Genomic DNA, 24,652 nt, shown 5'->3' with positions numbered 1-24,652 from the left:
GGCCTTTTTGTTTTTTGCTTGCGCTGGCATCGGCTGATCCATGACACTGCCGGGCCTGTGTGAAGCAATTATTTCGTTGTGGAGGCTGCCGTCATGGCCCACGAACTCTATACCCGCACCAACCAGAAGATCTATTTCGCCGGCCTGTCACTCGAAGCTCTGGCTCGTGCTGAAGAAGGGCGGGCGATGAATTCTCTGGCGCTGATCCAGGCCGGGCGTGAGTCGGCGTTGTTCCACCTCTACGGCGCACTGCTGGGCTTGTGTCATGAGATCGCCGGTTTTTATCGTCTGCCGCAGGCCAATTCGCCGAGGGCAGAGGAGTTGTTGAAGCGCGAAGTGCTGGAGTCGATCGCCATTCCGGAGTTGGCCGAAATGGTCGAGCTGGCCGGTAATCCGGAAACCTGGCTGGCGAAACTGCTGGCGGCGCACGCAGCACTGTTTCAGCCACCGAGGGCGCCACGCAAGCCGAAAGGCGACGTGACACAACCGCTGATTCAAGCGATTAATCTTGATGAAGAAGAGACGCCGGAAGAGCTCAATCGAGATGAGCTGGAGAGCTGGCGGCAGAACCTTAAAGGTCTGGCCCTGCGTTTCCGTGAAGGTTTGAATGAGTGCTGATTGGATTTGGCGCAGTGGCAATCTGAAACATGCTGCTGGTCAAGATCCCGAGCGAAGCTCGAATGATGTCTATATAATCGCTGCCTTTCGTGGAGAACAGACTTATATGCCAACGTCCTTTCTAGAAATTGTCGAGTTACCAGACGGCCGAATCGAACTGCGCAGGGCCGAGGACGAAGGTTCTCTGGTGACGCTGGATTTCTCCGAGGATGCCAAGGCGTTCCTGCAAGGCCAGCACGTTGAAATTGCCAAAGCGATGTTGAGCGTCGGCGTGCAGATGGCAGGTCGTATGGTTGAAGGCGAGTTTGATAAGGAAGAGGGGCCGCGGGTTCTTCATTGATCCACGCTTTGGCCTTTTCTCGGTCGCTTGCGCTTCAGATCGGCTTCTCTGTCCCTGGAGAAGCCCTGCGCTTCACACAGCGCGCATTACTCAACAATCAACCCAAACGAATGTTCAGGCTCTGAGCTTCGCCCGTGCGCGCGGCGCTGATCAGTTGTTGCCGTGAATTGGCATTCAACGGGTTTAGCCAGGTCACCACGGTGTGGCTGCGACCCAGTCGCAACGCTTCGCACGCCAGTTGCTGAGCACTCTGCGTGCCACGCGGTTGCAGCAGCAGGATGCGTTCGCGGTTCAGGCCGGCATCGCGCAGCCAGGTTTGCGTCAGGCTGGCGGGTGGGGCGATCAGCGTCAGCCAGCGCGCATCCTGATCCTCGCTCAATTCACGGAGGATCGGCGCTAGCAGGTTCAGGCAGTTCCCGGCCGCACCACGCAGTGATAGCTCACTGAAGGCGTCAGGTTTGGCATTCCAGTCACGCTCGACCACGTCTTTGAGGATCGGCGCAATCGGTTGCGCCAGAAACGCTTCAAATAAAGGCAGTTGTGTTTGCTGAGGTGTGTGTGGGAACTGCATGGAGCCTCCTTTAGCGGCGAATGACGCCGACACTCAAGCCTTCGATCACCAGTTCCTGATCTTTCAGGTCGACTTCGATAGGGGCAAACTCGGGGTTCTCGGCAATCAGCCAGACTTTGCTGCCTTCACGCTTGAAGCGTTTGACCGTCACTTCGTCGCCGATACGCGCAACCACAACCTGGCCGTTACGCGCTTCGCGGGTGGTATGCACCGCCAGCAGGTCACCATCGAAAATACCGATGTCCTTCATGCTCATGCCGTGCACCCGCAACAGGTAATCGGCGCGAGGATGGAAGAAGGTCGGGTTGATGTTGCAGGATTCTTCGATGTGCTGTTGAGCGAGGATCGGCGCGCCGGCAGCCACTCGGCCGATGATTGGCAGGGTGGAGTCATCGGCCTTGGCTTCGAAGCCGGGAATACGAATGCCGCGGGAAGCGCCCGGGGTCATCTCGATCGCGCCTTTGCGGGCCAGGGCCTTGAGATGTTCTTCCGCCGCGTTGGGCGATTTGAAACCCAATTCCTGAGCGATTTCCGCACGGGTGGGCGGATAGCCGTTGTCTTCGAGGCAACGTTTGATGAAGGCCAGAATCTCGGCTTGGCGTGGCGTCAGCTTTAGCATATTGATCGCTCTGTCTTTTTATACAGTGACTGGGATTATATACAGTGAAGCAGTCTTGGCAATGGGCGTTTTTTTGCCGCCCGCCGAGCGGTCGCGAAGGGCGCTTATTAATGCTGGCGCCTTGTGTGGTTAAATAGCTGACCGACCATTCCCAAAACGAACCGGCAGGCTTGACAAGGCTTAGGCTGAAACGTATGTTTCAAACAAGTGTTTGTCAGGCGGAGTAGCCATGGCCCAGTCGGAAACCGTTGAACGCATTCTTGATGCTGCCGAGCAGTTGTTCGCGGAGAAAGGATTCGCTGAAACCTCATTGCGTTTGATCACCAGCAAGGCTGGCGTCAATCTGGCTGCGGTGAATTATCACTTCGGCTCAAAAAAGGCGCTGATCCAGGCCGTGTTCTCGCGCTTCCTCGGTCCGTTCTGCGTCAGCCTCGATAAAGAGCTGGAGCGCCGTCAGGCCAAGCCTGAGAACAAGCCGACCCTCGAAGAGCTGCTGGAAATCCTCGTCGAGCAAGCGCTCGTCGTGCAGCCTCGCAGCGGTAACGATCTGTCGATCTTCATGCGTTTGCTCGGCCTCGCGTTCAGCCAGAGCCAGGGCCATTTGCGACGTTATCTGGAAGACATGTATGGCAAAGTGTTCCGCCGCTACATGCTGCTGGTCAATGAAGCGGCGCCACGCATTCCACCGATCGAGCTCTTCTGGCGCGTGCACTTCATGCTCGGCGCCGCAGCGTTCAGCATGTCCGGGATCAAGGCCTTGCGCGCGATTGCCGAGACCGATTTCGGCGTGAATACCTCCATCGAACAAGTGATGCGCCTGATGGTGCCGTTCCTCGCTGCCGGCATGCGCGCCGAAACCGGCGTCACCGATACAGCCATGGCCAGCGCGCAATTGCGTCCGCGCAGCAAATCCATACCGGTCGCCGCCAAGGTTTGACCGCGCACGGGTGGGCGCGGCAGCTGGTATCCGCTAAGCTAGCCGGCCATGCCGACTCTCGTACTGAACCCGATCTGCATGAATTCTGCTGACCGTCCGGGCATTGCCCACGGTAGCGAATGCAAGCAGATCGGGTTTTTCGTTTTCAAGGAATCTCTATGACTGCTGGCCTGCAAGGCTCGTTGATGGTGGACGTCGCCGGTACCTGGCTGACGGCCGAAGATCGCCAATTGTTGCGTCAGCCCGAAGTGGGCGGCCTGATCATTTTCGCCCGCAATATCGAGCATCCACGCCAGGTGCGCGAACTGAGCGCCGCGATCCGCGCGATTCGTCCGGATCTGCTGCTGGCGGTGGATCAAGAGGGCGGGCGTGTGCAGCGCTTGCGTCAGGGTTTCGTCCGTCTGCCAGCGATGCGCGCCATCGCCGATAACCCGAATGCAGAGTATCTCGCCGAGCAATGCGGCTGGATCATGGCCACCGAAGTGCTGGCGGTCGGGCTCGATCTGAGTTTCGCCCCGGTGCTGGATCTGGACTATCAGCGCAGCGCTGTGGTCGGTACCCGTTCATTCGAAGGCGATCCCGAGCGCGCAGCCTTGCTCGCCGGTGCATTCATTCGCGGCATGAACAGCGCCGGCATGGCCGCCACCGGCAAACATTTCCCGGGACACGGCTGGGCCGAAGCCGACTCCCATGTGGCGATTCCGAACGACGAGCGCAGTCTCGACGAAATCCGCGCCAATGATCTGGTGCCCTTCGCCAAACTCAGCAAACAACTGGCCGCCGTCATGCCGGCCCACGTCATCTATCCGCAAGTCGACTCGCAGCCTGCCGGTTTCTCCCGACGCTGGCTGCAGGACATCCTGCGCGGCGAGTTGCAGTTCGATGGAGTGATCTTCAGCGATGATCTGTCGATGGCCGGCGCCCACGTGGTCGGCGACGCTGCCAGCCGCATCGAAGCCGCGCTGAGTGCCGGTTGCGATATGGGCCTGGTATGCAACGACCGCGCGGCAGCCGAGCTGGCGTTGAGTGCCGCCCAGCGTATGAAGGTCAAGCCTTCCGCGCGCATCGCGAAGATGCGCGGTCAAGCCTTCGCCAGTACCGATTATCGTCAGGACCCGCGTTGGCTCACCGCCCTCGGCGCGCTCAAAGACGCTCAACTGATCGATTAAGGATTTTTTCGTTATGACCGTTTACGCAATCATCGGTGGCACTGGCCTGACTCAGCTCGAAGGCCTGAGCATTCGCCAGTCGCTGGCAGTCGACACCCCTTACGGCGCGCCTTCGGCCGAGGTGCAGATTGGTGAATACGCCGGCAAGGAAGTGCTGTTCCTCGCCCGTCACGGTCACCCGCATCGTTTCCCGCCGCACAAGGTCAACTACCGCGCCAACCTGTGGGCGTTGAAGCAGGCGGGTGCCGAAGCGATCATCGCCGTAAATGCCGTTGGCGGGATCCATCCGGCCATGGGCACCGGGCATTTCTGCGTGCCGCACCAGATCGTCGACTACACCAGTGGGCGCGAGCACACCTATTTCGCCGATGATCTGGAGCACGTCACCCACATCGATTTCAGCTTTCCCTACAGCGAGCCGTTGCGTCAGCAACTGATTGCCGCGATCGCCGCCGAAGGCTGCGAATACAGCGATCAAGGCGTGTATGCCTGCACCCAGGGTCCGCGTCTGGAAACGGTCGCCGAGATCGTGCGACTGGAGCGTGACGGCTGCGACATCGTCGGCATGACCGGCATGCCGGAAGCCGCGCTGGCGCGTGAGCTGGATCTGGATTACGCCTGTCTGGCGCTGGTGGTGAATCCTGCAGCCGGCAAGACCACCGAAGTCATCACCATGGCCGAAATCGAACAGGCCCTGCACGATGGCATGGGCAAGGTGAAATCAACGTTGGCGCGAGTGCTGGCCAGCTAAGGACTGTCCATGAGCATTTTCATCGAACGGCTTAAAGGGCTGACATGGACCCACGCATTCAGTAGCAAGGCGTTGGCCAAGGCCCGCGCTTATGCCGCCGATGACCGGGTCGAGATCCTCGAAATCGATGACAGGAAGATAGAGGCGTTCTGCGTCGGATCGCAACTTCAGGCGTATGAGCAAACCATTTACCTGTCAGAAGATCGGTTGGGATCGGTTAGCTTGCGATGCCTGTGCAGCTGTCCGGTTGCACTGGACTGCAAGCACAGCGCGGCGGTGATCTATCACCTGCTGGGCACGGGTGAGGATGCGTCTGACAATGATGCACAGATTCCGTTGGGGCGAGCGCTCGAGCATTGGCTTTCGACAATTCCCGTGCCGGCCAAGCCTGCTGACGAAAGTGCGCAAACCGCAGGCACGCGTCTGTTTTACAAGCTCAAACCGACGTCTGCGAACGGCAAGTGGCTGCTCGATATCTTCAAGGTCTACCAGCTCAAGAGCGGCGAGTTACGCGAGGTCAAACCGATGTACTCGCTCGCGGAAATGCTCATGCGCCAGCCGGGCTACCTGTCCGAACTGGATCTGCGCATCGCCCGGCTGTTGGTCGCCATGCATTCCCATCACGCCTATTACAGCGGCTATCCGCTGGAAGGCAGCAGTGGCGCCGAACTGCTGGAAATGCTCCTGCGCACCTCGCGGCTGTTCCTCGATTTCGAAGACCTGCGAGCGCTGACACCGGGGGCGAAACGCGTGGGTCAGTTCTCTTGGGCTGAGCAGGCCGATGGCGGATTCCGCGCGCAATGGAGCAGTGCCGAAGCCGCGCAGGAAACCGTGCTGGCGCTGGAGCCGCTTTATTACCTTGATCGCGAGCAGCGCCAGGTTGGCCCGCTGTTCACTGAGCTGGAGGAAAAACTCGCCTGCCATTTGACCCTGGCGCCAGACATTCCGGCGCGTCAGGCCATGCAGTTCAGCCATCGCATGAGCGCGGCGACCCAAATTGCGCCACCGCACAAACTCACCGAACGGATCATCGATGACGTGCTGCCGCAGCCGCAACTGACCCTGGTCAGCGGCCGGGAACGTTCGCGCTGGGAATACGTGCTGGAGCACCGCGCCGCTCTGCTGTTTACCTACAACGGTCATCCGGCGGTGGATCGCAACCCGGAAGTGATGATCCTCAATGGCAGCGAAACCCAGCGCATTCAGCGTCAACCGGCGCTGGAAAAGAAGCTGCGCCAGAACCTGCAAAAACATGGCTTCAAGAAAGCCACGCGCAAGAGTGCAATGGATCGTCCCGGCGAGATGTTTACCTTGCCGGATGATTCCGCCTGGCTCGGGTTCATGCACGAAGGGCTGGCCACACTGCGCGCCGCAGATTGGAAAATCGAGATCAGTCCCGGTTTCCATTTCGATGTACAACCGGTTGAACAGTGGTACGCCGAGGTCGAAGAAGAGGCCACGCATCAGTGGTTTGATCTGCAGTTGGGTATCGTCGTCAACGGCGAGCGCTACAGCTTGCTGCCGATCCTTCTGCACCTGTTGCGGACCCAGCCGCGCTTGCTCGACCCGGTCAATCTGGCGCAGCGCAACGATGATGAAAAACTCCTGATCGAGCTCAAGCCCAGCGGTTTTGGCGACCCGGCCGGCGCCAAGGTCGCGTTGCCGCTGAGTCGGGTCAAACCGTTGATGGCGACGCTGGGCGAGCTGTATCTGGGCGGACACCAGGGCGATGCGCTGCGCTTGACCGCTCCAGACGCCGCACGCCTGAGTATGCTCGATGGCGTACCGCTGGACTGGCAGGGCGGCGAACGCCTGCGCACTTTTGCCAAGCGTCTGCAGAATTCCAGTCACGCCCAGGTTGCTGCGCCTGCCGGCCTCAACGCGCAACTGCGCCCGTATCAGCTCGAAGGCTTGAACTGGATGCAGACCCTGCGCGAGCTGGAGGTCGGCGGCATTCTGGGCGATGACATGGGCTTGGGCAAAACCTTGCAGACCCTGGCGCATCTGCTCACGGAAAAACACGCCGGGCGCCTGGACTGTCCGGCACTGGCGGTGATGCCCACCAGCCTGATTCCTAACTGGCTCGACGAAGCCGAGCGCTTCACGCCGCAGTTGAAAGTCCTGGCGCTGCACGGCACCGGGCGGCAAAAGGACTTTGCCAATCTGGGCGAATACGACTTGGTGCTGACCACTTACGCATTGCTGCCCAGGGACCTGGAAATCTTGCAGCCGCAGCTGTGGAGCGTGCTGATTCTCGACGAAGCGCAGAACATCAAGAACCCGCTGAGCAAAGCCGCCCAGGCCGCCCGTGACTTACAGGCCCGTCAGCGCTTGTGTTTGAGCGGTACGCCGCTGGAAAACCACCTCGGTGAGCTGTGGTCGCAGTTCCATTTCCTCATGCCCGGCTGGCTCGGCGACAGTAAATCCTTCAATCGCGATTACCGCACGCCGATCGAAAAGCACGGCAATGTGCAGCGCATGCAGCACCTGACCGCACGCATCAAGCCGTTTTTGCTGCGGCGCAAGAAGGATCAGGTCGCCACCGAGTTGCCGCCGAAAACCGAGATCATCCACTGGGTCGAACTCAGTGATGGTCAGCGCGACGTCTATGAGACGGTGCGCGTGGCGATGGACAAAAAGGTCCGCGACGAAATCGCCCGCAGCGGCGTGGCGCGCAGTCAGATCATCATCCTTGATGCGCTGCTCAAGCTGCGTCAGGTCTGCTGCGATCTGCGCCTGGTCAATATGCCGCTCACGGCAAAGGCGTTGCGCTCGGGCAGCGGCAAGCTGATCAGCCTGATGGAGATGCTCGAAGAATTGCTCGGCGAAGGGCGGCGCATTCTGCTGTTTTCCCAATTCACCTCGATGCTGGCGCTGATTGAGCAGGAGTTGCAACAGCGCGGTCTTGCCTACTCATTGCTGACCGGCGACACCATCGACCGGCGCACGCCAGTCAAGGATTTCCAGGGCGGCAAGGTGCCGTTGTTTCTGATCAGCCTCAAGGCCGGCGGTACCGGTCTGAACCTGACGGCGGCGGACACGGTGATTCACTTCGACCCGTGGTGGAACCCGGCAGTGGAGAACCAAGCGACCGATCGGGCGTATCGCATCGGCCAGAACAATCCGGTGTTCGTCTACAAGTTGATTGCCAAAGGCACCGTCGAAGAGAAGATCCAGGCGTTGCAGCAGGAGAAAGCGGCGCTGGCCGGGGCGGTGCTTGAGGGTGGCACGACGGGCGGATTCAAACTGGAACAGAGTGATATCGAGGCGTTGTTTGCGCCGTTGCCGGTTTCCAAGGGTTGAGCCCTGAGTGATTGCGCAATATTGGATGACCCCATCGCTGGCAAGCCAGCTCCCACAGGTATCGAGTTGAAACACAATCTTCGGTACAGGTCATAACCCTGTGGGAGCTGGCTTGCCAGCGATAGCTATCTAACCAGCGACGCCGCTTTCAGCGCTTGTCGATCTTGTCCGGCAACGGCGCAAACAGCGCTTCAATATCATCGCTCTGCAACTTCCAGTCCCCGGCCTTGCGCCCATCGAGCACGCCCGCTGCCAGGTCAGACTTTTCCTTCTGCAGGTGCTGAATTTTCTCTTCCACTGTGCCCCGGGCAATCATCTTGTAGACGAACACCGGTTTCTCCTGGCCGATTCGATACGCGCGGTCAGTCGCCTGATTCTCGGTTGCCGGGTTCCACCACGGGTCGTAGTGAATCACCGTATCGGCTTCGGTCAGGTTCAAACCGACACCACCGGCCTTCAGGCTGATCAGGAAGATCTGCCGCGTGCCGCTCTGGAATTCCTTCACCGGTGTGCGCCGGTCACGGGTCTGGCCGGTGAGAAGGGCGTAAGCGATCTTGCGTTTTTTCAACTCATCTTCGATCAATGTCAGCATCGAAGTGAATTGCGAGAACAGCAGAATCCGCCGGCCTTCCTCGAACAACTCCTCAAGCATTTCCATCAGGCTGTCGAGCTTGCCCGAGGTGCTGCCGCGCGCGGGCAGGGTGGCGTCGTTGACCAGGCGCAGATCGCAGCAGACCTGGCGCAGCTTGAGCAGGGCTTCGAGAATGATGATCTGGCTGCGTGCCACGCCTTTGCGAGTGATCTCGTCGCGGACCTTTTTGTCCATCGCCAAGCGCATGGTTTCGTACACATCGCGCTGCGCTTCGTTGAGTTCGACCCAGTGGATGATCTCGGTTTTCGGCGGCAGCTCGGTGGCGACCTGCTCTTTGGTGCGGCGCAGCAGAAACGGTTTTATCCGACCGTTGAGGTGTTGCAGTCTGACTTCACTGCCGCGCTTTTCGATCGGCACACGGTAATCGGCATTGAAGCTTTTCACGTCGCCAAGCCAGCCCGGTAACAGGAAGTGGAACAGCGACCACAGCTCGCCCAAGTGGTTTTCCAGCGGCGTGCCGCTGAGGCACAGGCGCTGGCGTGCGTTCAGCTCGCGGGCGGCCTGGGCGGCTTTGCTGTTGGGGTTCTTGATGTATTGCGCTTCGTCCAGCACCAGAACATGCAGCGGCTGTTTGGCGAGACGTTCGAGATCCTTGGGCAACAGGGCGTAAGTGGTGAGGATCAGGTCGAAGTCGGCCAGATTGTCGAAGTGCTTTTTGCGCGTGGCGCCGTACAGCGCGAGGACTTTCAGCTGCGGGGTGAAGTGCGCCGCCTCGTCTAGCCAGTTCGGAATCAGGCTGGTCGGCATCACCACCATGCACGGACGATCGAGGCGTCCGGCGTTCTTTTCGCTGAGAATATGCGCCAGGGTCTGTAGGGTTTTGCCCAGGCCCATGTCATCCGCAAGAATCCCGCCGACCTCCAGTTGCCGCAGCGATTGCATCCAGCTCAAACCTTCGAGCTGATACGGGCGCAGCGTTGCATTCAGACCTTGCGGCGCTTCGGCCGTGAAATCGCGGATGTCGCGCAGGCGCTGGGCGAAGGTGCGGATCTGCTCGCCGCCTTCCCACAACAGCGGCAGGCCTTCCAGCGAATTGAGTCGGGTGGCGTCAGCCTTGCTCAGGCGCAGCGTTGTTTCGCCCGGCTCCTGCAAATAGAACTCGCCCAGCGTCATCAATACCGGCTTCAAGCGACCGAGCGGCAGCGCCACTTGCAACGGCCCATGCTCGCTGGTGCGTTGCGGAATGTTGACCAGAATCAGCTCGTCATCGCGACGGCGGGCGAGGCGTTCCGGGTTGAGGATTTCGGTGTGCGAGCGCATCAGGTTCAGCAGAATCGGCAGCAGGCTCAGGCGCTCGCCGTTGACGATGATGCCCAGTTCCAGATCGAACCAGTCGCGCTCCGGCGCCTGTTCGACGGTGGCGTACCAGTCGTCGACGGCGGTCAGGTCGAAACCGAATTCCTCATCGATCTGCAACTCCCAGCCCTGGCTGCGCAACTTTGGCAAGTCATTGAGGGTGAAGGTCAGCCAGGCGCTGTCGTTGACCATCTCGTAGAGTTCGCCGGCGCTTTCCGGCAGGGCTTTGCTCTGCCTTGTGGCGATGCGGAAACCGAGAATGCGCAACTGTTCGCGGTAGGACTGTTCGACATCCGGGTGGCGTTTTATCCGCAGGGTCTGCGCTTCCTGACGGATCAGGATATCGCTGTGTTTTTGCCCGCTGACGTATTCGTCCAGATAGCTGAACGATAGCGCCGCACGATGCTGAATGTAGCGCTGCATCTTGCCGTTGCGCGGCTCGAAGGCGCTGAACTCGACGCTCGCCAGCCATAGGCGCGGCACCGGTTGCACGTTATCCACCAGCACTTGCGGCGGCGCTTTCGGGCTGCGGTTTTCCAGCACGGCCTGGAGTTTTTCCAGCAGTTCGGCATCTTTCGCGGCGGCGGGGTAGTCGAGGGTTTCCTGGATTTTCAGCAGCACCGCCGCGCAGTGTTTGCAGTTGCTGCGCACCGGGCAGGTGCAGGTGGCGTCGACCAGCAGCAGCGTCGCTTTGGCTGACTCGCGCAGATGGATGGTTTGTCGGTAAACGCTACCGCCAGAACCTTCGCAACTGGCGGTGATGGTCGCATCGCCGACCTGGGCGATGCGCACTCGATTCTCCAAAGCGTAGCGGCGGCCGCGCTCCAGACTCTGTTCTTTGAATCGGCTGACCCACGACGGGGCCAGCGGTTTGCTCAGGGGCGGCGGCATAAGGACGTCGATCAGTCCGGCACGACTTCAGGCGCTTCGCGAGGCGCTGGCGCGGTCAGGGAAGTGATCTTGATCAGCAGGGCCAGATGACCGTTGTCGAGGTAATTGAGCTGGCCGTTCTTGGTGTGGCTGTCCTGGCGCAGGCGCTCACTGGCGGTGACCAGGCCATTGGCGTCGATCTGATTGACCCAGAAATCGGCGGTCACGTCGGTGAAGCGGCCGAGTTTCATTTCCAGCGTGCCCTCGATGGGGAACTGGCCGAACTGTTCCTGACCTTCGCTCACTGCGACTTTCGCCGGCGCTTCGCCGAGGCTCTGCTGCCAGGCTTTGTGCATCAACACGGTGTACTCGCCGCTGGCGGTGAGTTTGCTCACTACATCATTCAGCGCTGGGGTGCGCTGGCTGTCGCTGCCCAGACGCTGGGCGCCAGCGGCCCAGTCTTCCGGGGCGGCGCGGCTGACGATTGCGGGTACGGCATTCTGGCGCACCAGGATCATTTCGACCTGATACGTGTCATCGGCAAACGCCGTCGGTGCTGCAAGTGCAAGCAACAAAGTCAGGGAGCGGAACAGGCGCATCGGGCGTCCTTCAAGCGGATTTCGGGATGAGACGCTCAAACAGCGCCTCGACAGTATTGAAACGTTCTTCCGGGCGCTCCATCGGCACCTGGAATTTAAACATCGTCGCGCCTTCGAACTTGTAGCGCTTGGGCTGCGTCTGGATCAGCTTGATCAGGGTCATCGGGTCAACCGGCGTCTGCGCTTCGAACTCGATGCGCCCGCCTTGCGGCCCGCCGTCGACTTTCTTGATGCCGAGCTTTTCCGCCTGCAATTTCAACGCGGTGATCCGCACCAGGTTCTTGGTCGGCTCCGGCAACAGGCCGAAGCGGTCGATCATCTCCACCTGCAGGTCCTTGAGGCCTTCCTCATCGGTGGCCGAGGCGATGCGTTTATACAGAATCAGCCGCGCATGCACATCCGGCAGATAATCTTCCGGAATCAGCGCCGGCACCCGCAGATTGACTTCCGGACCGCCGCCAAGCGGTTGATCGAGGTTCGGCTGCTCGCCCTTGCGGATCGACTTCACCGCGCGCTCGAGCATTTCCATGTACAGGGTGAAACCGACGGCCTGAATCTGCCCGCTCTGACCGTCGCCGAGCAGTTCGCCTGCGCCACGGATTTCCAGATCGTTGGTGGCCAGCACGAAACCGGCGCCGAGGTCCTGGGTATTGGCGATCGCTTCCAGACGTTTTTCCGCGTCCGAAGTGATTTGCTGGCGTGGCGGTGTCAGCAGGTAGGCGTAAGCCTGGTGGTGACTGCGACCGACACGACCACGCAACTGGTGCAGCTGGGCCAGACCGAACTTGTCGGCGCGCTCGATGATGATGGTGTTGGCGCTCGGCACGTCGATGCCGGTCTCGATGATGGTCGAGGCGATCAGCACGTTGAAGCGCTTGTGGTAGAAGTCGCTCATCACCTGTTCGAGTTCACGTTCGCGCATCTGCCCGTGGCCGATACCGATGCGCGCTTCCGGCACCAGTTCGGCGAGGTCGGCGGCGCACTTCTCGATGGTCTTCACATCGTTGTGCAGGTAGTAAACCTGACCGCCACGCAGCAGTTCACGCAGCAGGGCCTCTTTGACCGTGCTCTTGTTCTGCTCCATGACAAAGGTGCGCACCGACAGGCGCCGCGCTGGCGGCGTGGCGATGATCGACAGATCGCGCATGCCCGACACCGCCATGTTCAGCGTGCGCGGAATCGGCGTCGCGGTCAGGGTAAGGATGTCGACTTCGCTGCGCAGGGCCTTGAGCTGTTCTTTCTGGCGCACGCCAAAGCGGTGCTCTTCGTCGATGATCACCAGCCCGAGGTTTTTGATCTTCACATCATCGGACAGCAGTTTGTGCGTGCCGATGACGATGTCGATCTTGCCTTCCGCCAGATCGGCGATCGCCGCGTTGACTTCCTTGGCCGATTTGAAGCGACTCATCACTTCCACGGTCACCGGCCAGTCGGCGAAGCGGTCGCGGAAACTGTTGTAGTGCTGCTGGGCGAGCAGGGTGGTCGGTACCAGAATCGCCACCTGACGCCCGCCGTGCACGGCGATGAACGCGGCGCGCATGGCCACTTCGGTCTTGCCGAAGCCAACGTCGCCGCAGACGAGGCGATCCATCGGTTTCGGCGCGAGCATGTCTTCGCGCACGGCCTCGATGGTGGCTTGCTGATCGGGTGTTTCCTCGAACGGGAAACCGGCGCTGAAGGTGGCGTAGTCGGCCTTCGGGTCGGCGAAGGCGTAACCTTCACGGGCGGCGCGACGGGCGTAAATGTCGAGCAATTCGGCGGCGACGTCACGCACCTGCTCGGCGGCCTTGCGCTTGGCTTTCTGCCAGGTTTCCGAGCCGAGGCGGTGTAGCGGCGCGAGCGAATCGTCGCTGCCGGTGTAGCGCGCGATCAGGTGCAGGTTGGCCACTGGCACGTAGAGCTTGGCGTTCTCGGCGTATTCGAGGGTGAGGAACTCGGCGGCCTGATTGTCGATTTCCAGAATCGTCAGGCCCAGGTAGCGCCCGACGCCGTGGTCGATATGCACCACCGGCGCGCCTTCACGCAGTTCGGTGAGGTTCTTGATCACCGCATCGTTGCTGACGTCGCTGCGCTTCTCGCGGCGACGACGTTGCATGACCCGTTGGCCGAACAGCGGACTTTCCGCCACCAGCGCCAGCGCCGGGTCGTCGAGCAGCAGACCTTCGTCGAGCGGGGCGATGGTGATCGCCAGACGATCCTTGCTGGCGACGAAGTCCGGCCAGCTGTCGACGGTTTTCGGCCGCAGCTTCAGGCGTTCCAACAGTTCCAGCAGGACTTCGCGACGACCCGCCGATTCGGCGGTGAACAGCACACGCCCAGGGAATTCTTCGAGGAAACCGGCCAGCGCCGCCAGCGGTTGCGTGGCCTTGGCTTCGATGGCCAGATCGGGCAGCGCATGTGCCGGGAAGCGCTCACGGCCGACGCCGCTTTCAACGTCCTGTTGACTGGCAACGACGCGTGGCCAGTTCTTCAGGCGCGCGAAGCAGTCTTCCACCGGCAGGAACAATTCGGCCGGTGGCAATAAAGGACGCGATGGATCGACGCGGCGTTCTTCGTAACGATTGCGCACGTCGTTCCAGAAGTTTTCCGCCGCCTGCTCGATGCCCGGCAGCGAGAACACTTGTGTGTCCTGAGGTAAGTAATCGAACAGCGTCGAAGTTTCGTCGAAGAACAGCGGCAGGTAGTACTCGATACCGGCCGGGGTGATACCGCTGCTCAGGTCCTGAAAGATCGGGCAGCGGCGGAAGTCGACGTCGAAGCGCTCGCGAAAGCGCGCCTTGAAGCGGGTGACTGCGTCTTTCTGCAACGGGAATTCGCGGGCCGGCAGCAGCTTGACCGACTCGACCTTGTCGATTGAACGCTGGGTTTCCGGATCGAAGGTGCGCAGGGTTTCGATTTCGTCGTCGAACAGGTCGATGCGATACGGCAGTTTGCTGCCCATCGGGAACAGGTCGATCAGCGCGCCGCGTACGGTGAACTCGCCGTGCTCGTACACCGTGTCGACATAGCGATAGCCGCTGGCTTCGAGCCGCGCGCGCATCTGTTCGACGTCGAGCTTCTGGCCGATATCGAGCACCAGGCTGCTGCCGAGGAGGAATTTGGTCGGCGCCAAGCGATGCAAAGCGGTGGTGATCGGAACCACCAGCACGCCGTGGGCCAGTTCCGGCAGGCGATACAGGCTGGCGATGCGCTGGGAGATGATGTCCTGGTGCGGCGAGAACAGGTCGTAGGGCAGGGTTTCCCAGTCGGGGAAATGCAGTACGGGCAAATCCGGGGCGAAGAAACTCAGCTCCTGTTCCAGCCGTTCGGCGCTTTGGCTGTCGGCGGTCAGCAGCAGGGTAAAGCGCTTGGCAGCGCTGGCAGCCTCGGCAATCGCCAGGCTGAGGGCGGCACCGGGCAGATTGCCCCAGTGCTGTTTACCTGCTTCGGCAGGGAGTAACGGTAGACGCAGAACAGGCACGGAAGGTTGAGCTCCAGGCGTTGCGACAAAGTCGGTAATTGTAGCGGCCTCCGGTGCCGCCTGTCAGTTGCAGACTGCGTCTATCTTCACGGTTTGGACGAAATGTAGTGGTAACCATAAAAACGAGCACTTTTTTCATGGTTATGTAGTGCCGAAACCGGGTGGTGTTACGGAGGGTTACAGACATCGTCTAACAGTCGTCGAAAAATTGACTGCGCTGAAAGCCCCGGTTTTACTGGGCTGGAGAAAGGCGTAAATTTTTTGAACGGGATTTTGTTACCGATTGCGCGACAAGCGCGCATTGCTGAAAGGGCTTGTCGGCGGCATAATGTAGCCCCTTTTTTCTGCCCCTACATGTGGAAGGTTACCGTGACTCAGAAGCCCGACCAGTGTCTTGGTGAATGGATCGACCGTGAAGCACTCGCAGAAGCGATGATTCCGCTTATCGGTCAGCTCTACCGCAATAACAACGTGGTTAGCTCGATCTATGGCCGCAGCCTGATCAACCAGTCTGTCATCGCGATTCTCAAAGCTCACCGCTTTGCTCGCCACCGTTCTTCCGACGACAGCGAACTCTCCGTCCACGAAACATTCCCACTGCTCAAGGCCATGAGCGAGCTCAAGCTCGGCGCGGCGTCGGTGGATCTGGGCAAGCTGGCGTTCAAATTCCGCAATGAAGGCAACGGCCGCAGCGCCGAGCAGTTCGTGCGTGAAGAGATGGCTGACGTGGTTGGCCAGCAGAACGCCTCGGCCCGCAAAGGCACCGACGTTGTTCTTTACGGCTTCGGTCGTATCGGCCGTCTGCTGGCGCGCATCCTGATCGAGAAAACCGGTGGCGGCGACGGCCTGCGTCTGCGCGCCATCGTCGTGCGCAAAGGCGCCGAGAACGACCTGACCAAACGCGCCAGCCTGCTGCGTCGCGATTCGGTACACGGTTCGTTCAACGGCACCATTACCATCGACGAAGAAAACAACACCATCACCGCCAACGGTAACCTGATCCAGGTGATCTACGCGAAGAACCCGACCGAGGTGGATTACACCCAGTACGGCATCAAAGACGCGCTGCTGGTGGACAACACCGGTGTATGGCGTGACGCCGATGGCCTGGGTCAGCACCTGGCCTGCCCGGGTATCGATCGCGTTGTTCTGACCGCGCCTGGCAAGGGCAAGCTGAAGAACATCGTTCACGGCATCAACCATGGTGAAATCACCGCTGACGACAAGATTGTCTCGGCTGCTTCCTGCACCACCAACGCTATCGTGCCGGTGCTCAAAGCGGTCAACGACAAGTTCGGCATCATCAACGGTCACGTCGAAACCGTTCACTCGTACACCAACGACCAGAACCTGATCGACAACTTCCACAAGGGCGATCGCCGTGGCCGCAGCGCCGCGCTGAACATGGTGATCACCGAGACCGGCGCCGCTACCGCTGCTGCCAAGGCTCTGCCTGAGCTGGCCGGCAAGCTGACCGGTAACGCGATCCGCGTTCCGACGCCAAACGTGTCGATGGCCATTCTCAACCTCAACCTTGAGAAAGCCGCCACCCGCGAAGAGATGAACGAGTACCTGCGCTACATGGCTCTGCACTCCGAGCTGCACAAGCAGATCGACTTCGTCAATTCGCAGGAAGTGGTGTCGACTGACTTCGTTGGCTCGCGTCACGCTGGTGTAGTCGACGCTGAAGCGACCATCGTGCAGGACAACCGTGTCGTTCTGTACGTCTGGTACGACAACGAGTTCGGCTACAGCTGCCAGGTGGTTCGCGTGATGGAAGACATGGCTGATGTGAATCCGCCAGCGTTCCCGCGCTAAGCCTCAGGCTTGAATGAAAACGCCCCGGCATTTTGTCGGGGCGTTTTTGTTTGTGAAGTGATCGTTCCCACGCTCTGCGTGGGAATGCAGCCCGGGCCGCTCTGCGTCCCATTGGAACGCGGAGCGTCCCTTGAAGCATTCCTTTGCTGCGCGTGGGAACGATCGCGCTGGCGGGTGCGATCTAACTGGCGCCGCCAACCACAGCAGCTTGCGCGGTGCGCAACTCATGCCGGTTGCCACGGAATAGCACCAGTGTCGCAATCAAGCCCAACACCGCCGCGCCACTTAGCCAGATGCCCGGTGCTGCCTTGTTGTCCAGCACATGAATCAGATAGGTGCACGCTGCCGGAGTAAATCCGCCGAACGTCGCCGTTGCCAAACTGTAGGCCAGGGAAAACCCGGTCGTGCGCACTTCCACCGGCATGATCTCGGTCAGCGCCACCACCATCGCGCCGTTGTACGAGCCGTACAGGAACGACAGCCACAATTCGACAATCAGCAAATGGCTGAAGCTCGGATTCGCCACCAGCCACGACAGTGCCGGGTACGCCGTGAGGATCGCCAGAATCGTCGCCGCCAGCAGTAAGGGTTTTCGGCCGATCTTGTCGGATACCGCGCCCATCACCGGTAGCCAGAAGAAGTTCGACAAGCCGATGCACACCGTCACCAACAGCGCATCGAGATCAGACAGGTGCAGTTCGGCCTTGCCGAACGTCGGGGTGTAAGCGGTGATCAGGTAGAACGACACCGTGGTCATTACCACCAGCGCCATGCCGGCAATGACGATGCCGAAGTTCTGCCCGATCGAACGGACGATCTCGCCGAGGGTAGGGCGGTGGGTGCGCGCCTGGAATTCCGGAGTTTCTTCCAGCGAGCGACGGATGAAAAAAATCACCGGCACGATCATGCAGCCAATCAGAAACGGTACGCGCCAGCCCCATTCGCCCATTTGCTCCGGACTCAGCCAGTGATTCAGAGCAACGCCGAGCAAGCCGGCGAACACCACGGCTGCCTGTTGGCTGGCGGACTGCCAACTGACGAAAAAGCCTTTACGCGCCGGCGTCGAAATTTCCGCCAGATACACCGACACGCCGCCCAGTTCCACGCCCGCCGAGAAGCCTTGCAGCAAACGGCCGAACAACACCAGCAGCGGCGCGGCGACACCGAGCGTCGCGTAGCCGGGTACGCAGGCAATCAGCACTGTACCGGCGGCCATCATCGCCAAAGTGATGATCAGCCCTTTGCGCCGTCCGTGACGGTCGATATAGGCACCGAGGAAAATCGCCCCCAGCGGGCGCATCAGGAAGCCGGCGCCGAAGGTCGCCAGCGACAGCATCAGCGAAGCGAAGGCGCTGTCGGTGGGGAAGAAGGTTTTGGCGATGGCCGTTGCATAGAAGCCGTAGACCATGAAGTCGAACATTTCGAGGAAGTTGCCGCTGACAACGCGAAAGATCGCTTTGCCTTTGCCCGTGGTGGAGGACATGGGAGGTACTCACTGTTCAATTTTGTATAAAGGCGTTGCAGCCATGGGGAAGCGAGCGGGCGCTTGTAGTTCATAATGGCCGCCGTGGTTTTGCGGGGAGATGAAGAATTGTTAACTGGACGCTGGTTGGGGCTTGTGGTGTTGGCGGTGGCAATCGGCGGCTGCGGCAACGGCGATTCCCTGGAACAGGTCGGTGGCTCGACCATGGGCAGCACCTGGTCGGTCAAGTACGTGCGCCACCCCGGGGTCGCCGATCCTGCGCAGGTGCGCAGCAAAGTGCAGGCCATCCTCGGTGAAGTCGATCAACAGCTGTCGACTTACCGCAGTGACTCCGTCATCGAGCGTTTCAACGCCTTGCCCGCCGATAGCTGCCAAGGCATGCCGACAGCGGTGCTCGAATTGGTCCGCATCGGCGAACAGCTTTCAATGCAAAGCGAAGGCTCCTACGACCTGACCGTGGAACCGCTGCTGGACCTCTGGGGATTCGGCCCGCAAGGACGCGAAGAAAAGATCCCTGATGCGGCCGCGCTGGCCGAGGTCATGCAGCGGGTCGGCCATCAGCATCTGCGCATCGACGGCGAGCGGTTGTGCAAGGACACCGCCGTCGAAGTCGACTTCAACAGCATTGCCGCCGGTTACGCCGTGGATACCATCGCCGCCAGATTGCAGGGCATGGGCATCGACAATTACCTGGTCGAAGCCACGGGCGAACTCAAGGCCCGGGGCAAGAAGCCGGATGGTTCAGCGTGGCGCATCGCTCTCGAAGAGCCTCGCGATGACCAGCAAGTGGCCGAGCGGATTATCGATGTCGATGGCTACGGCGTGTCCACCTCCGGTGACTACCGCCATTATTTTCTGCAGGACGGTCGGCGTTATTCCCACACCTTCGATGCGCGCAGCGGAAGGCCGGTCCTACATGATCTGGCGTCAGTCACGGTTATTCATCCTTCAGCGTTGATGGCCGATGGACTATCGACGCTGTTGCTGATTCTCGGGCCGGAAAGGGCGCGGGACTATGCCCAAAAACATGACATTGCTGCATTCTTTGTCTTGCGTGCCGATACAGGTTTCGTCACCCGCAGCAGTCAGGCATTTGCGCAGCTTGTCGGTGAAAAAAACTGACTGAAGACAAGACGAAAGCTGGCGTTGTAGTGCAGGCAAAAGTAGCCTACGACGCGACCAAGGGTTAATGTGCGCGGCGTTGACGCTTCTATAGACTGTGTCCGGGTTCTCTACTGGCCCCCAATTGTTCCTTCGCGCCGCCGTTCGGCGTGATTTAGCCGCCGGTGCTGCTGGCACCGCGGCCTGTTCTGAGGAGTACGCATGGCTGTCTACAACTACGACGTGGTGGTACTGGGTTCCGGCCCGGCGGGAGAAGGCGCGGCAATGAACGCCGCCAAAGCGGGGCGCAAGGTCGCGATGGTCGACAGCCGTCGTCAGGTCGGCGGCAACTGCACCCACCTCGGCACCATCCCGTCCAAGGCACTGCGTCACTCGGTGCGGCAGATCATGCAGTTCAACACCAACCCGATGTTCCGCGCGATCGGCGAGCCACGCTGGTTTTCCTTCCCGGACGTGTTGAAAAGCGCCGAAAAAGTCATTTCCAAACAAGTCGCATCGCGCACCGGCTACTACGCCCGTAACCGCGTCGACGTGTTCTTCGGTACCGGCAGCTTCGCCGACGAGCAAACCATCGAAGTGGTCTGCGGCAACGGCGTGGTCGAGAAGCTGGTGGCCAAGCACATCATCATCGCCACCGGTTCGCGCCCGTATCGCCCGGCGGACATCGATTTCCACCACCCGCGCATCTACGATAGCGACACCATCCTCAGCCTCGGTCACACCCCGCGCAAACTGATCGTTTACGGCGCTGGTGTGATCGGTTGCGAATACGCATCGATCTTCAGTGGTCTGGGTGTGCTGGTCGAACTGGTCGACAACCGTGGCCAGTTGCTGAGCTTCCTTGACTCGGAAATTTCCCAGGCGCTCAGCTACCACTTCAGCAACAACAACATCACCGTGCGTCACAACGAAGAGTACGACCGCGTCGAAGGCGTGGACAACGGCGTGATCCTGCACCTGAAATCCGGCAAGAAGATCAAGGCCGACGCCTTGCTCTGGTGCAATGGCCGTACCGGCAACACCGACACGCTGGGTCTGGAAAACATCGGCGTCAAGGTCAACAGCCGTGGCCAGATCGAAGTCGACCAGAACTACCGCACCTGCATAGAGAACATCTACGGCGCCGGTGACGTGATCGGCTGGCCAAGCCTGGCCAGTGCCGCCCACGACCAGGGTCGTTCGGCCGCCGGCAGCATCGTCGACAATGGCAGCTGGCGCTTCGTCAATGACGTGCCGACCGGCATCTACACCATTCCGGAGATCAGCTCGATCGGCAAGAACGAGCAGGAGCTGACCCAGGCCAAAGTGCCGTACGAAGTCGGCAAGGCCTTCTTCAAGAGCATGGCGCGGGCGCAGATTGCCGGTGAGCCGCAGGGCATGCTGAAGATCCTTTTCCACCGCGAAACGCTGGAAGTGCTCGGCGTGCATTGCTTCGGTTATCAGGCGTCGGAGATCGTTCACATCGGTCAGGCGATCATGAACCAGCCGGGCGAGCTGAACACCCTGAAGTATTTCGTCAACACCACGTTCAATTACCCGACCATGGCCGAAGCCTATCGGGTAGCGGCGTACGACGGCCTCAACCGGCTTTTTTGACGGGCTCCGGCCGGTGGCCTGAGCCGGCCGGGGAGACCGATTTCAGCAATTCTCAAGGGTGGCAGTGGCCAAACCGGGAAAGTCTGTAATCAGGCTGTCAACGCCGAAGTCGGCGAGTCTGCGCATCAGTGCAGGCTCGTTGACGGTCCACACCGACACATGCAGGCCCTGACGCTGCGCCTTTTGCAGGCGTTCCGGCGTACACAGCGTCCAGTTCAACGCGAGAATTTCGCAACCGTAGCTGGCCGCCACCTTCAACGGATCGAGCCAGGCGTATTCGGCCACCAGGCCACGGGATACGTCCGGTACCAGGTCCAGCGCTGCCTTCAAGACTTCCCGTGAACTCGAGGTGATCGTCACCTTGTCGAGCAGGCCATGCCGTTGAGCCATTTCCCGAATCGCCAGCACGGTAGTCGCCGCGCGGGTGCGTGAAGCGCTTTTGACTTCCAGCTGCCAGTGCTCGAAATCACATTTCTCGAACAACTCTTCCAGCGTCGGAATCGGGCACGGCTGGATCCAGCCCGGGCCACCCTTGCGCGCGTCGTAGGTCACCAGTTCGGCGGCGGTGTGCTCGACGACTTTGCCGCGACGGTCGGTGGTGCGCTTGAGCGTCGGGTCATGGATGACCATCAGCTCGCCGTCCTTGGACAGGTGCAGATCCAGTTCGCAGCGGCGCACGCCGTGCTTGAGGCATTCCTGAAAGCTGCTCAGGGTGTTTTCCGGTGCTTCGCCCTTGGCGCCGCGGTGGCCGTAGATGAGGGTCACGGTGCTTCCTTAAGTTAAATGCCAGATTCGTTCTGTTCGCGGGCCAGACGGCGTTCCTGAGCCTGCTTCTGCAAAATGTAGCGAGCGAGCAACTGGCGCTGGGCATCGGTCGGGCGCTCGAACTCGGTGCCGACGTCATAGCCATCGCCCTTGGGATCGCAATGGGTGACGCGGGCGCGCAGCAGCAGGCCAAGCGCCTGCGGCATCAGCACCAGTTTCACCGACAGGTGCGCGCCGGTGGCAATCGGGGTCGGGTACTGAAAGTCGATCCCGCCCTCGGAGATGATCACCGGCTGCGGCTCGCCGATGTGTCCGAGCACCGTCAGGGCGATTACCTGGCTGAGCAGGTCGATGCGTTTGTTCTGCGATTTGAGGAACGCCGCGATGGCGCGGTCGCGCTCGCTGATCTGTCGCAACAGGTGCTGCGACTCGAATTCGCTCAGGTGCAGTTCGCTGAGCAGGTTGAACAGTGGGGAAGCATCCTGCAACACTTCCTGGCCTGCGGCTTCGGGAGCGGACAGGGGCCGAATTTCCAGTGCGATCGTGTCCTCGATACGGTAGTATTCGCGGCGATCTTCTTCATCTAATGTCGACATGGCGAACCCATGGTAGCGGCGGTGGTCTGAGTGTAAAGCTGGTTTTCGACCCCCGCCACAAGGACGTTCCTTTTCCCTCCGAACAAGCCCCGACATGTTCAGACCTCTCTTCGTATTTATCGGCACGCGTTATACCCGTGCAAAGCGTCGCAATCATTTTGTGTCATTCATTTCCCTGACTTCGATGATCGGGCTCGCCCTTGGCGTGGTCGTGATGATCGTCGTGCTGTCGGTGATGAACGGCTTCGACCATGAGATGCGCACCCGCGTGCTGGGCATGGTGCCCCACGCCACTCTCGAGACCGGCGAGCCGATCAATGACTGGCAGAGCCTGGCCGACAAGGTCAAGCAGAACCGGCAGGTGACGGCGGTGGCGCCGTTCACCCAGATGCAGGGCCTGCTGACCAATAACGGTCAGGTTTCCAAAGTGTTGCTCAATGCCATTGATCCTGCGCTCGAGCGCAATGTGTCGATCATCGACAACTTCATGAAGCAGGGCAAACTCGACGACCTGACACCGGGCAGCTTCGGCATCGTCATCGGCGACAAGGCCGCGACCAAGCTTGGCGTTGGCATCGGCGACAAGGTCACTTTCGTTGCACCTGAGGTCAGCGTGACCCCGGCCGGGATGTTCCCGCGCATGAAGCGCTTCACCGTGGTCGGGATTTTCCATGTCGGCGCCGGTGAGCTCGACGGCTACCTCGGCGTGACCAATCTGCAGGATCTGGCGAAAATGCACCGCTGGAAAGCCGATCAGGTGCAGGGCCTGCGGCTGAAGTTCGACGACCTGTTCCAGGCACCGCGTGAGGCGTGGAACATCGCCCAGCAGCTCGGCGAAGATCGTTACTACGCCCGCGACTGGACCCGCACCCACGGCAACCTGTATCAGGCGATCCGCATGGAAAAAGCCATGATCGGGCTGCTGTTGCTGCTGATCGTCGCCGTCGCCGCGTTCAACATCATTTCCACGCTGGTGATGGTGGTGAACGACAAGAAGGGCGACATCGCCATTCTGCGTACCCTCGGCGCGACACCGGGCACGATCATGCGCACGTTCATGGTTCAGGGCACGGTAATCGGCGTGGTCGGCACGGCGATCGGCGCGGTGGTCGGGATCCTCGCGGCGCTGAATGTCAGTGCGGCCATTTCGGCGCTTGAAGGGCTGATCGGCCACAAGTTCCTTAATGCTGACGTGTATTTCATTGATTATCTTCCTTCGCAGGTACAGAGCCAGGACGTCGTCATGGTCTGCGCCGCTGCGTTGGTCCTGAGTTTCCTCGCCACCCTGTATCCCGCCTGGCGTGCCGCGCGCACCCAGCCGGCGGAGGCGTTACGTTATGAGTGAGTCGGGCATGAGTGAACAAGCAATTCTGAGCTGCCGTAACCTGGGCAAGTCCTACGAGGAGGGGCCTGAGTCGGTACAAGTGCTGGCCGGCCTGCAACTGGAGTTGCACCCGGGCGAGCGTGTGGCGATCGTGGGTAAATCCGGTTCCGGCAAAAGTACCTTGCTCAACCTGCTCGGCGGCCTCGATACGCCAAGCAAGGGCAGCGTCTGGCTCGACGGTGAAGAACTGTCGGCGTTGAGCGAGAAAAAGCGTGGCCTGCTGCGCAATCGCGCGCTTGGTTTCGTTTATCAGTTTCACCATTTGCTGCCGGAATTCACCGCGCTGGAAAACGTCTGCATGCCGCTGTTGATCGGCAAGACCGCCATCCCGGAGGCGCGTCAGCGTGCCACGGCATTGCTGGAGCGCGTCGGTCTCGGCCATCGTCTGGAACACAAACCGGCGGAACTCTCCGGCGGCGAACGTCAGCGCGTGGCCATTGCCCGTGCACTGGTGAACAACCCGGGGCTGGTGATGCTCGATGAGCCAACCGGCAACCTTGACCTGCATACCGCCGAAGGCATTCAGGATCTGATGCTGGAGCTGAGCACTTCGATGCGCACAGCGTTCCTGGTGGTGACGCACGACATGAACCTGGCTCGCCAGATGGACCGCGTCCTGCAGTTGCAGGAAGGTTGCCTGACCCCCATCTGACTGGCTGAAACCCGGCGCCCGTAACGGTGCCGGGTCTTTTATTTCTATACG

The 24,652-nt window shown here is 60.5% G+C and carries 19 protein-coding genes; 11 read left to right on the top strand and 8 right to left on the bottom strand.

The genetic code is table 11. The features are described 5' to 3' along the window. Positions 1-93: 93 nt before the first annotated feature. Entirely contained in the window at positions 94-618 is a 525-nt protein-coding gene (locus PSH90_RS17875) for a DUF6586 family protein (RefSeq protein WP_305381193.1), read from the top strand. Positions 619-724: 106 nt separating this feature from the next. Further along, on the top strand, positions 725-958 hold the full coding sequence (locus PSH90_RS17870; protein WP_003226592.1) for a hypothetical protein: 234 nt from the start codon (positions 725-727) through the stop codon (positions 956-958). A 97-nt stretch (positions 959-1,055) separates the two neighbouring features. Here PSH90_RS17870 and sulA read toward each other — a convergent pair whose 3' ends face one another. Then, positions 1,056-1,529, bottom strand: a complete 474-nt coding sequence (sulA, locus tag PSH90_RS17865) for an SOS-induced cell division inhibitor SulA (protein ID WP_041477346.1) — start codon at positions 1,527-1,529, stop codon at positions 1,056-1,058. Between the two features lie 10 nt (positions 1,530-1,539). Continuing rightward, on the bottom strand, positions 1,540-2,148 hold the full coding sequence (gene lexA / locus PSH90_RS17860) for a transcriptional repressor LexA (protein ID WP_016775490.1): 609 nt from the start codon (positions 2,146-2,148) through the stop codon (positions 1,540-1,542). Positions 2,149-2,377: 229 nt separating this feature from the next. Between lexA and PSH90_RS17855 the strand changes: the two genes are divergently transcribed. From PSH90_RS17855 to PSH90_RS17840, 4 genes are all read left to right on the top strand, one after another. Continuing rightward, positions 2,378-3,085, top strand: coding sequence for a TetR/AcrR family transcriptional regulator (locus PSH90_RS17855; protein ID WP_056791523.1), 708 nt, complete (start codon positions 2,378-2,380; stop codon positions 3,083-3,085). Between the two features lie 158 nt (positions 3,086-3,243). Further along, entirely contained in the window at positions 3,244-4,254 is a 1,011-nt protein-coding gene (gene nagZ, locus PSH90_RS17850; protein ID WP_252878614.1) for a beta-N-acetylhexosaminidase, read from the top strand. A gap of 13 nt (positions 4,255-4,267) precedes the next feature. After that, entirely contained in the window at positions 4,268-5,005 is a 738-nt protein-coding gene (locus PSH90_RS17845; protein ID WP_252886569.1) for an S-methyl-5'-thioinosine phosphorylase, read from the top strand. Positions 5,006-5,014: 9 nt separating this feature from the next. Next, positions 5,015-8,308 (top strand): DEAD/DEAH box helicase, encoded by a 3,294-nt coding sequence (locus tag PSH90_RS17840; RefSeq protein ID WP_305381192.1) that lies wholly within the window; start codon positions 5,015-5,017, stop codon positions 8,306-8,308. 148 nt (positions 8,309-8,456) lie between these two features. On the opposite strand, the gene PSH90_RS17835 is transcribed toward PSH90_RS17840, so the two are convergent. From PSH90_RS17835 to mfd, 3 genes are read right to left on the bottom strand one after another with little or no spacing between them, the layout of a single operon-like run. Further along, complete coding sequence (locus tag PSH90_RS17835) at positions 8,457-11,147, bottom strand: DEAD/DEAH box helicase (protein WP_305381191.1); 2,691 nt, start codon at positions 11,145-11,147, stop codon at positions 8,457-8,459. Between the two features lie 11 nt (positions 11,148-11,158). Then, positions 11,159-11,725 carry a CsiV family protein gene (locus tag PSH90_RS17830; RefSeq protein WP_071173055.1) on the bottom strand — a complete coding sequence of 189 codons (567 nt, stop codon included), beginning with the start codon at positions 11,723-11,725 and terminating at the stop codon, positions 11,159-11,161. Positions 11,726-11,735: 10 nt separating this feature from the next. Beyond that, positions 11,736-15,185: a transcription-repair coupling factor gene (gene mfd / locus PSH90_RS17825; RefSeq protein WP_024013632.1), complete on the bottom strand. Its 3,450-nt coding sequence runs from the start codon at positions 15,183-15,185 to the stop codon at positions 11,736-11,738. Positions 15,186-15,539: 354 nt separating this feature from the next. Here mfd and PSH90_RS17820 point away from each other — a divergent pair, with 354 nt between their 5' ends. Beyond that, complete coding sequence (locus PSH90_RS17820) at positions 15,540-17,003, top strand: glyceraldehyde-3-phosphate dehydrogenase (protein ID WP_016775482.1); 1,464 nt, start codon at positions 15,540-15,542, stop codon at positions 17,001-17,003. A gap of 181 nt (positions 17,004-17,184) precedes the next feature. On the opposite strand, the gene PSH90_RS17815 is transcribed toward PSH90_RS17820, so the two are convergent. Beyond that, positions 17,185-18,486: an MFS transporter gene (locus PSH90_RS17815; protein WP_305381190.1), complete on the bottom strand. Its 1,302-nt coding sequence runs from the start codon at positions 18,484-18,486 to the stop codon at positions 17,185-17,187. Between the two features lie 75 nt (positions 18,487-18,561). On the opposite strand from PSH90_RS17815, the gene PSH90_RS17810 reads away from it, so the two are divergent. Continuing rightward, on the top strand, positions 18,562-19,608 hold the full coding sequence (locus PSH90_RS17810) for an FAD:protein FMN transferase (RefSeq protein WP_252884596.1): 1,047 nt from the start codon (positions 18,562-18,564) through the stop codon (positions 19,606-19,608). A 201-nt stretch (positions 19,609-19,809) separates the two neighbouring features. After that, positions 19,810-21,204, top strand: a complete 1,395-nt coding sequence (gene sthA, locus PSH90_RS17805; RefSeq protein ID WP_039760770.1) for a Si-specific NAD(P)(+) transhydrogenase — start codon at positions 19,810-19,812, stop codon at positions 21,202-21,204. 42 nt (positions 21,205-21,246) lie between these two features. Here the strand turns inward: sthA and PSH90_RS17800 are convergent, their stop codons facing one another. Together PSH90_RS17800 and PSH90_RS17795 are read right to left on the bottom strand one after the other, a co-directional pair. Continuing rightward, positions 21,247-21,969, bottom strand: a complete 723-nt coding sequence (locus tag PSH90_RS17800) for a glycerophosphodiester phosphodiesterase family protein (protein WP_041477331.1) — start codon at positions 21,967-21,969, stop codon at positions 21,247-21,249. 14 nt (positions 21,970-21,983) lie between these two features. After that, positions 21,984-22,565 (bottom strand): PilZ domain-containing protein, encoded by a 582-nt coding sequence (locus PSH90_RS17795; protein WP_016775478.1) that lies wholly within the window; start codon positions 22,563-22,565, stop codon positions 21,984-21,986. 94 nt (positions 22,566-22,659) lie between these two features. Here PSH90_RS17795 and PSH90_RS17790 point away from each other — a divergent pair, with 94 nt between their 5' ends. Then, on the top strand, positions 22,660-23,910 hold the full coding sequence (locus PSH90_RS17790) for a lipoprotein-releasing ABC transporter permease subunit (RefSeq protein ID WP_024013629.1): 1,251 nt from the start codon (positions 22,660-22,662) through the stop codon (positions 23,908-23,910). Further along, positions 23,903-24,601, top strand: coding sequence for a lipoprotein-releasing ABC transporter ATP-binding protein LolD (gene lolD, locus PSH90_RS17785; protein WP_024013628.1), 699 nt, complete (start codon positions 23,903-23,905; stop codon positions 24,599-24,601). The genes PSH90_RS17790 and lolD overlap by 8 nt, the downstream gene beginning before the upstream one ends. Positions 24,602-24,652 lie beyond the last annotated feature (51 nt).

This window comes from Pseudomonas sp. FP1762, from assembly GCF_030687105.1.
GTDB lineage: Bacteria > Pseudomonadota > Gammaproteobacteria > Pseudomonadales > Pseudomonadaceae > Aquipseudomonas > Aquipseudomonas siliginis.
Note: the sequence above shows the minus strand (reverse complement) of the source record. Positions and strands in the feature narration are given on the sequence as shown.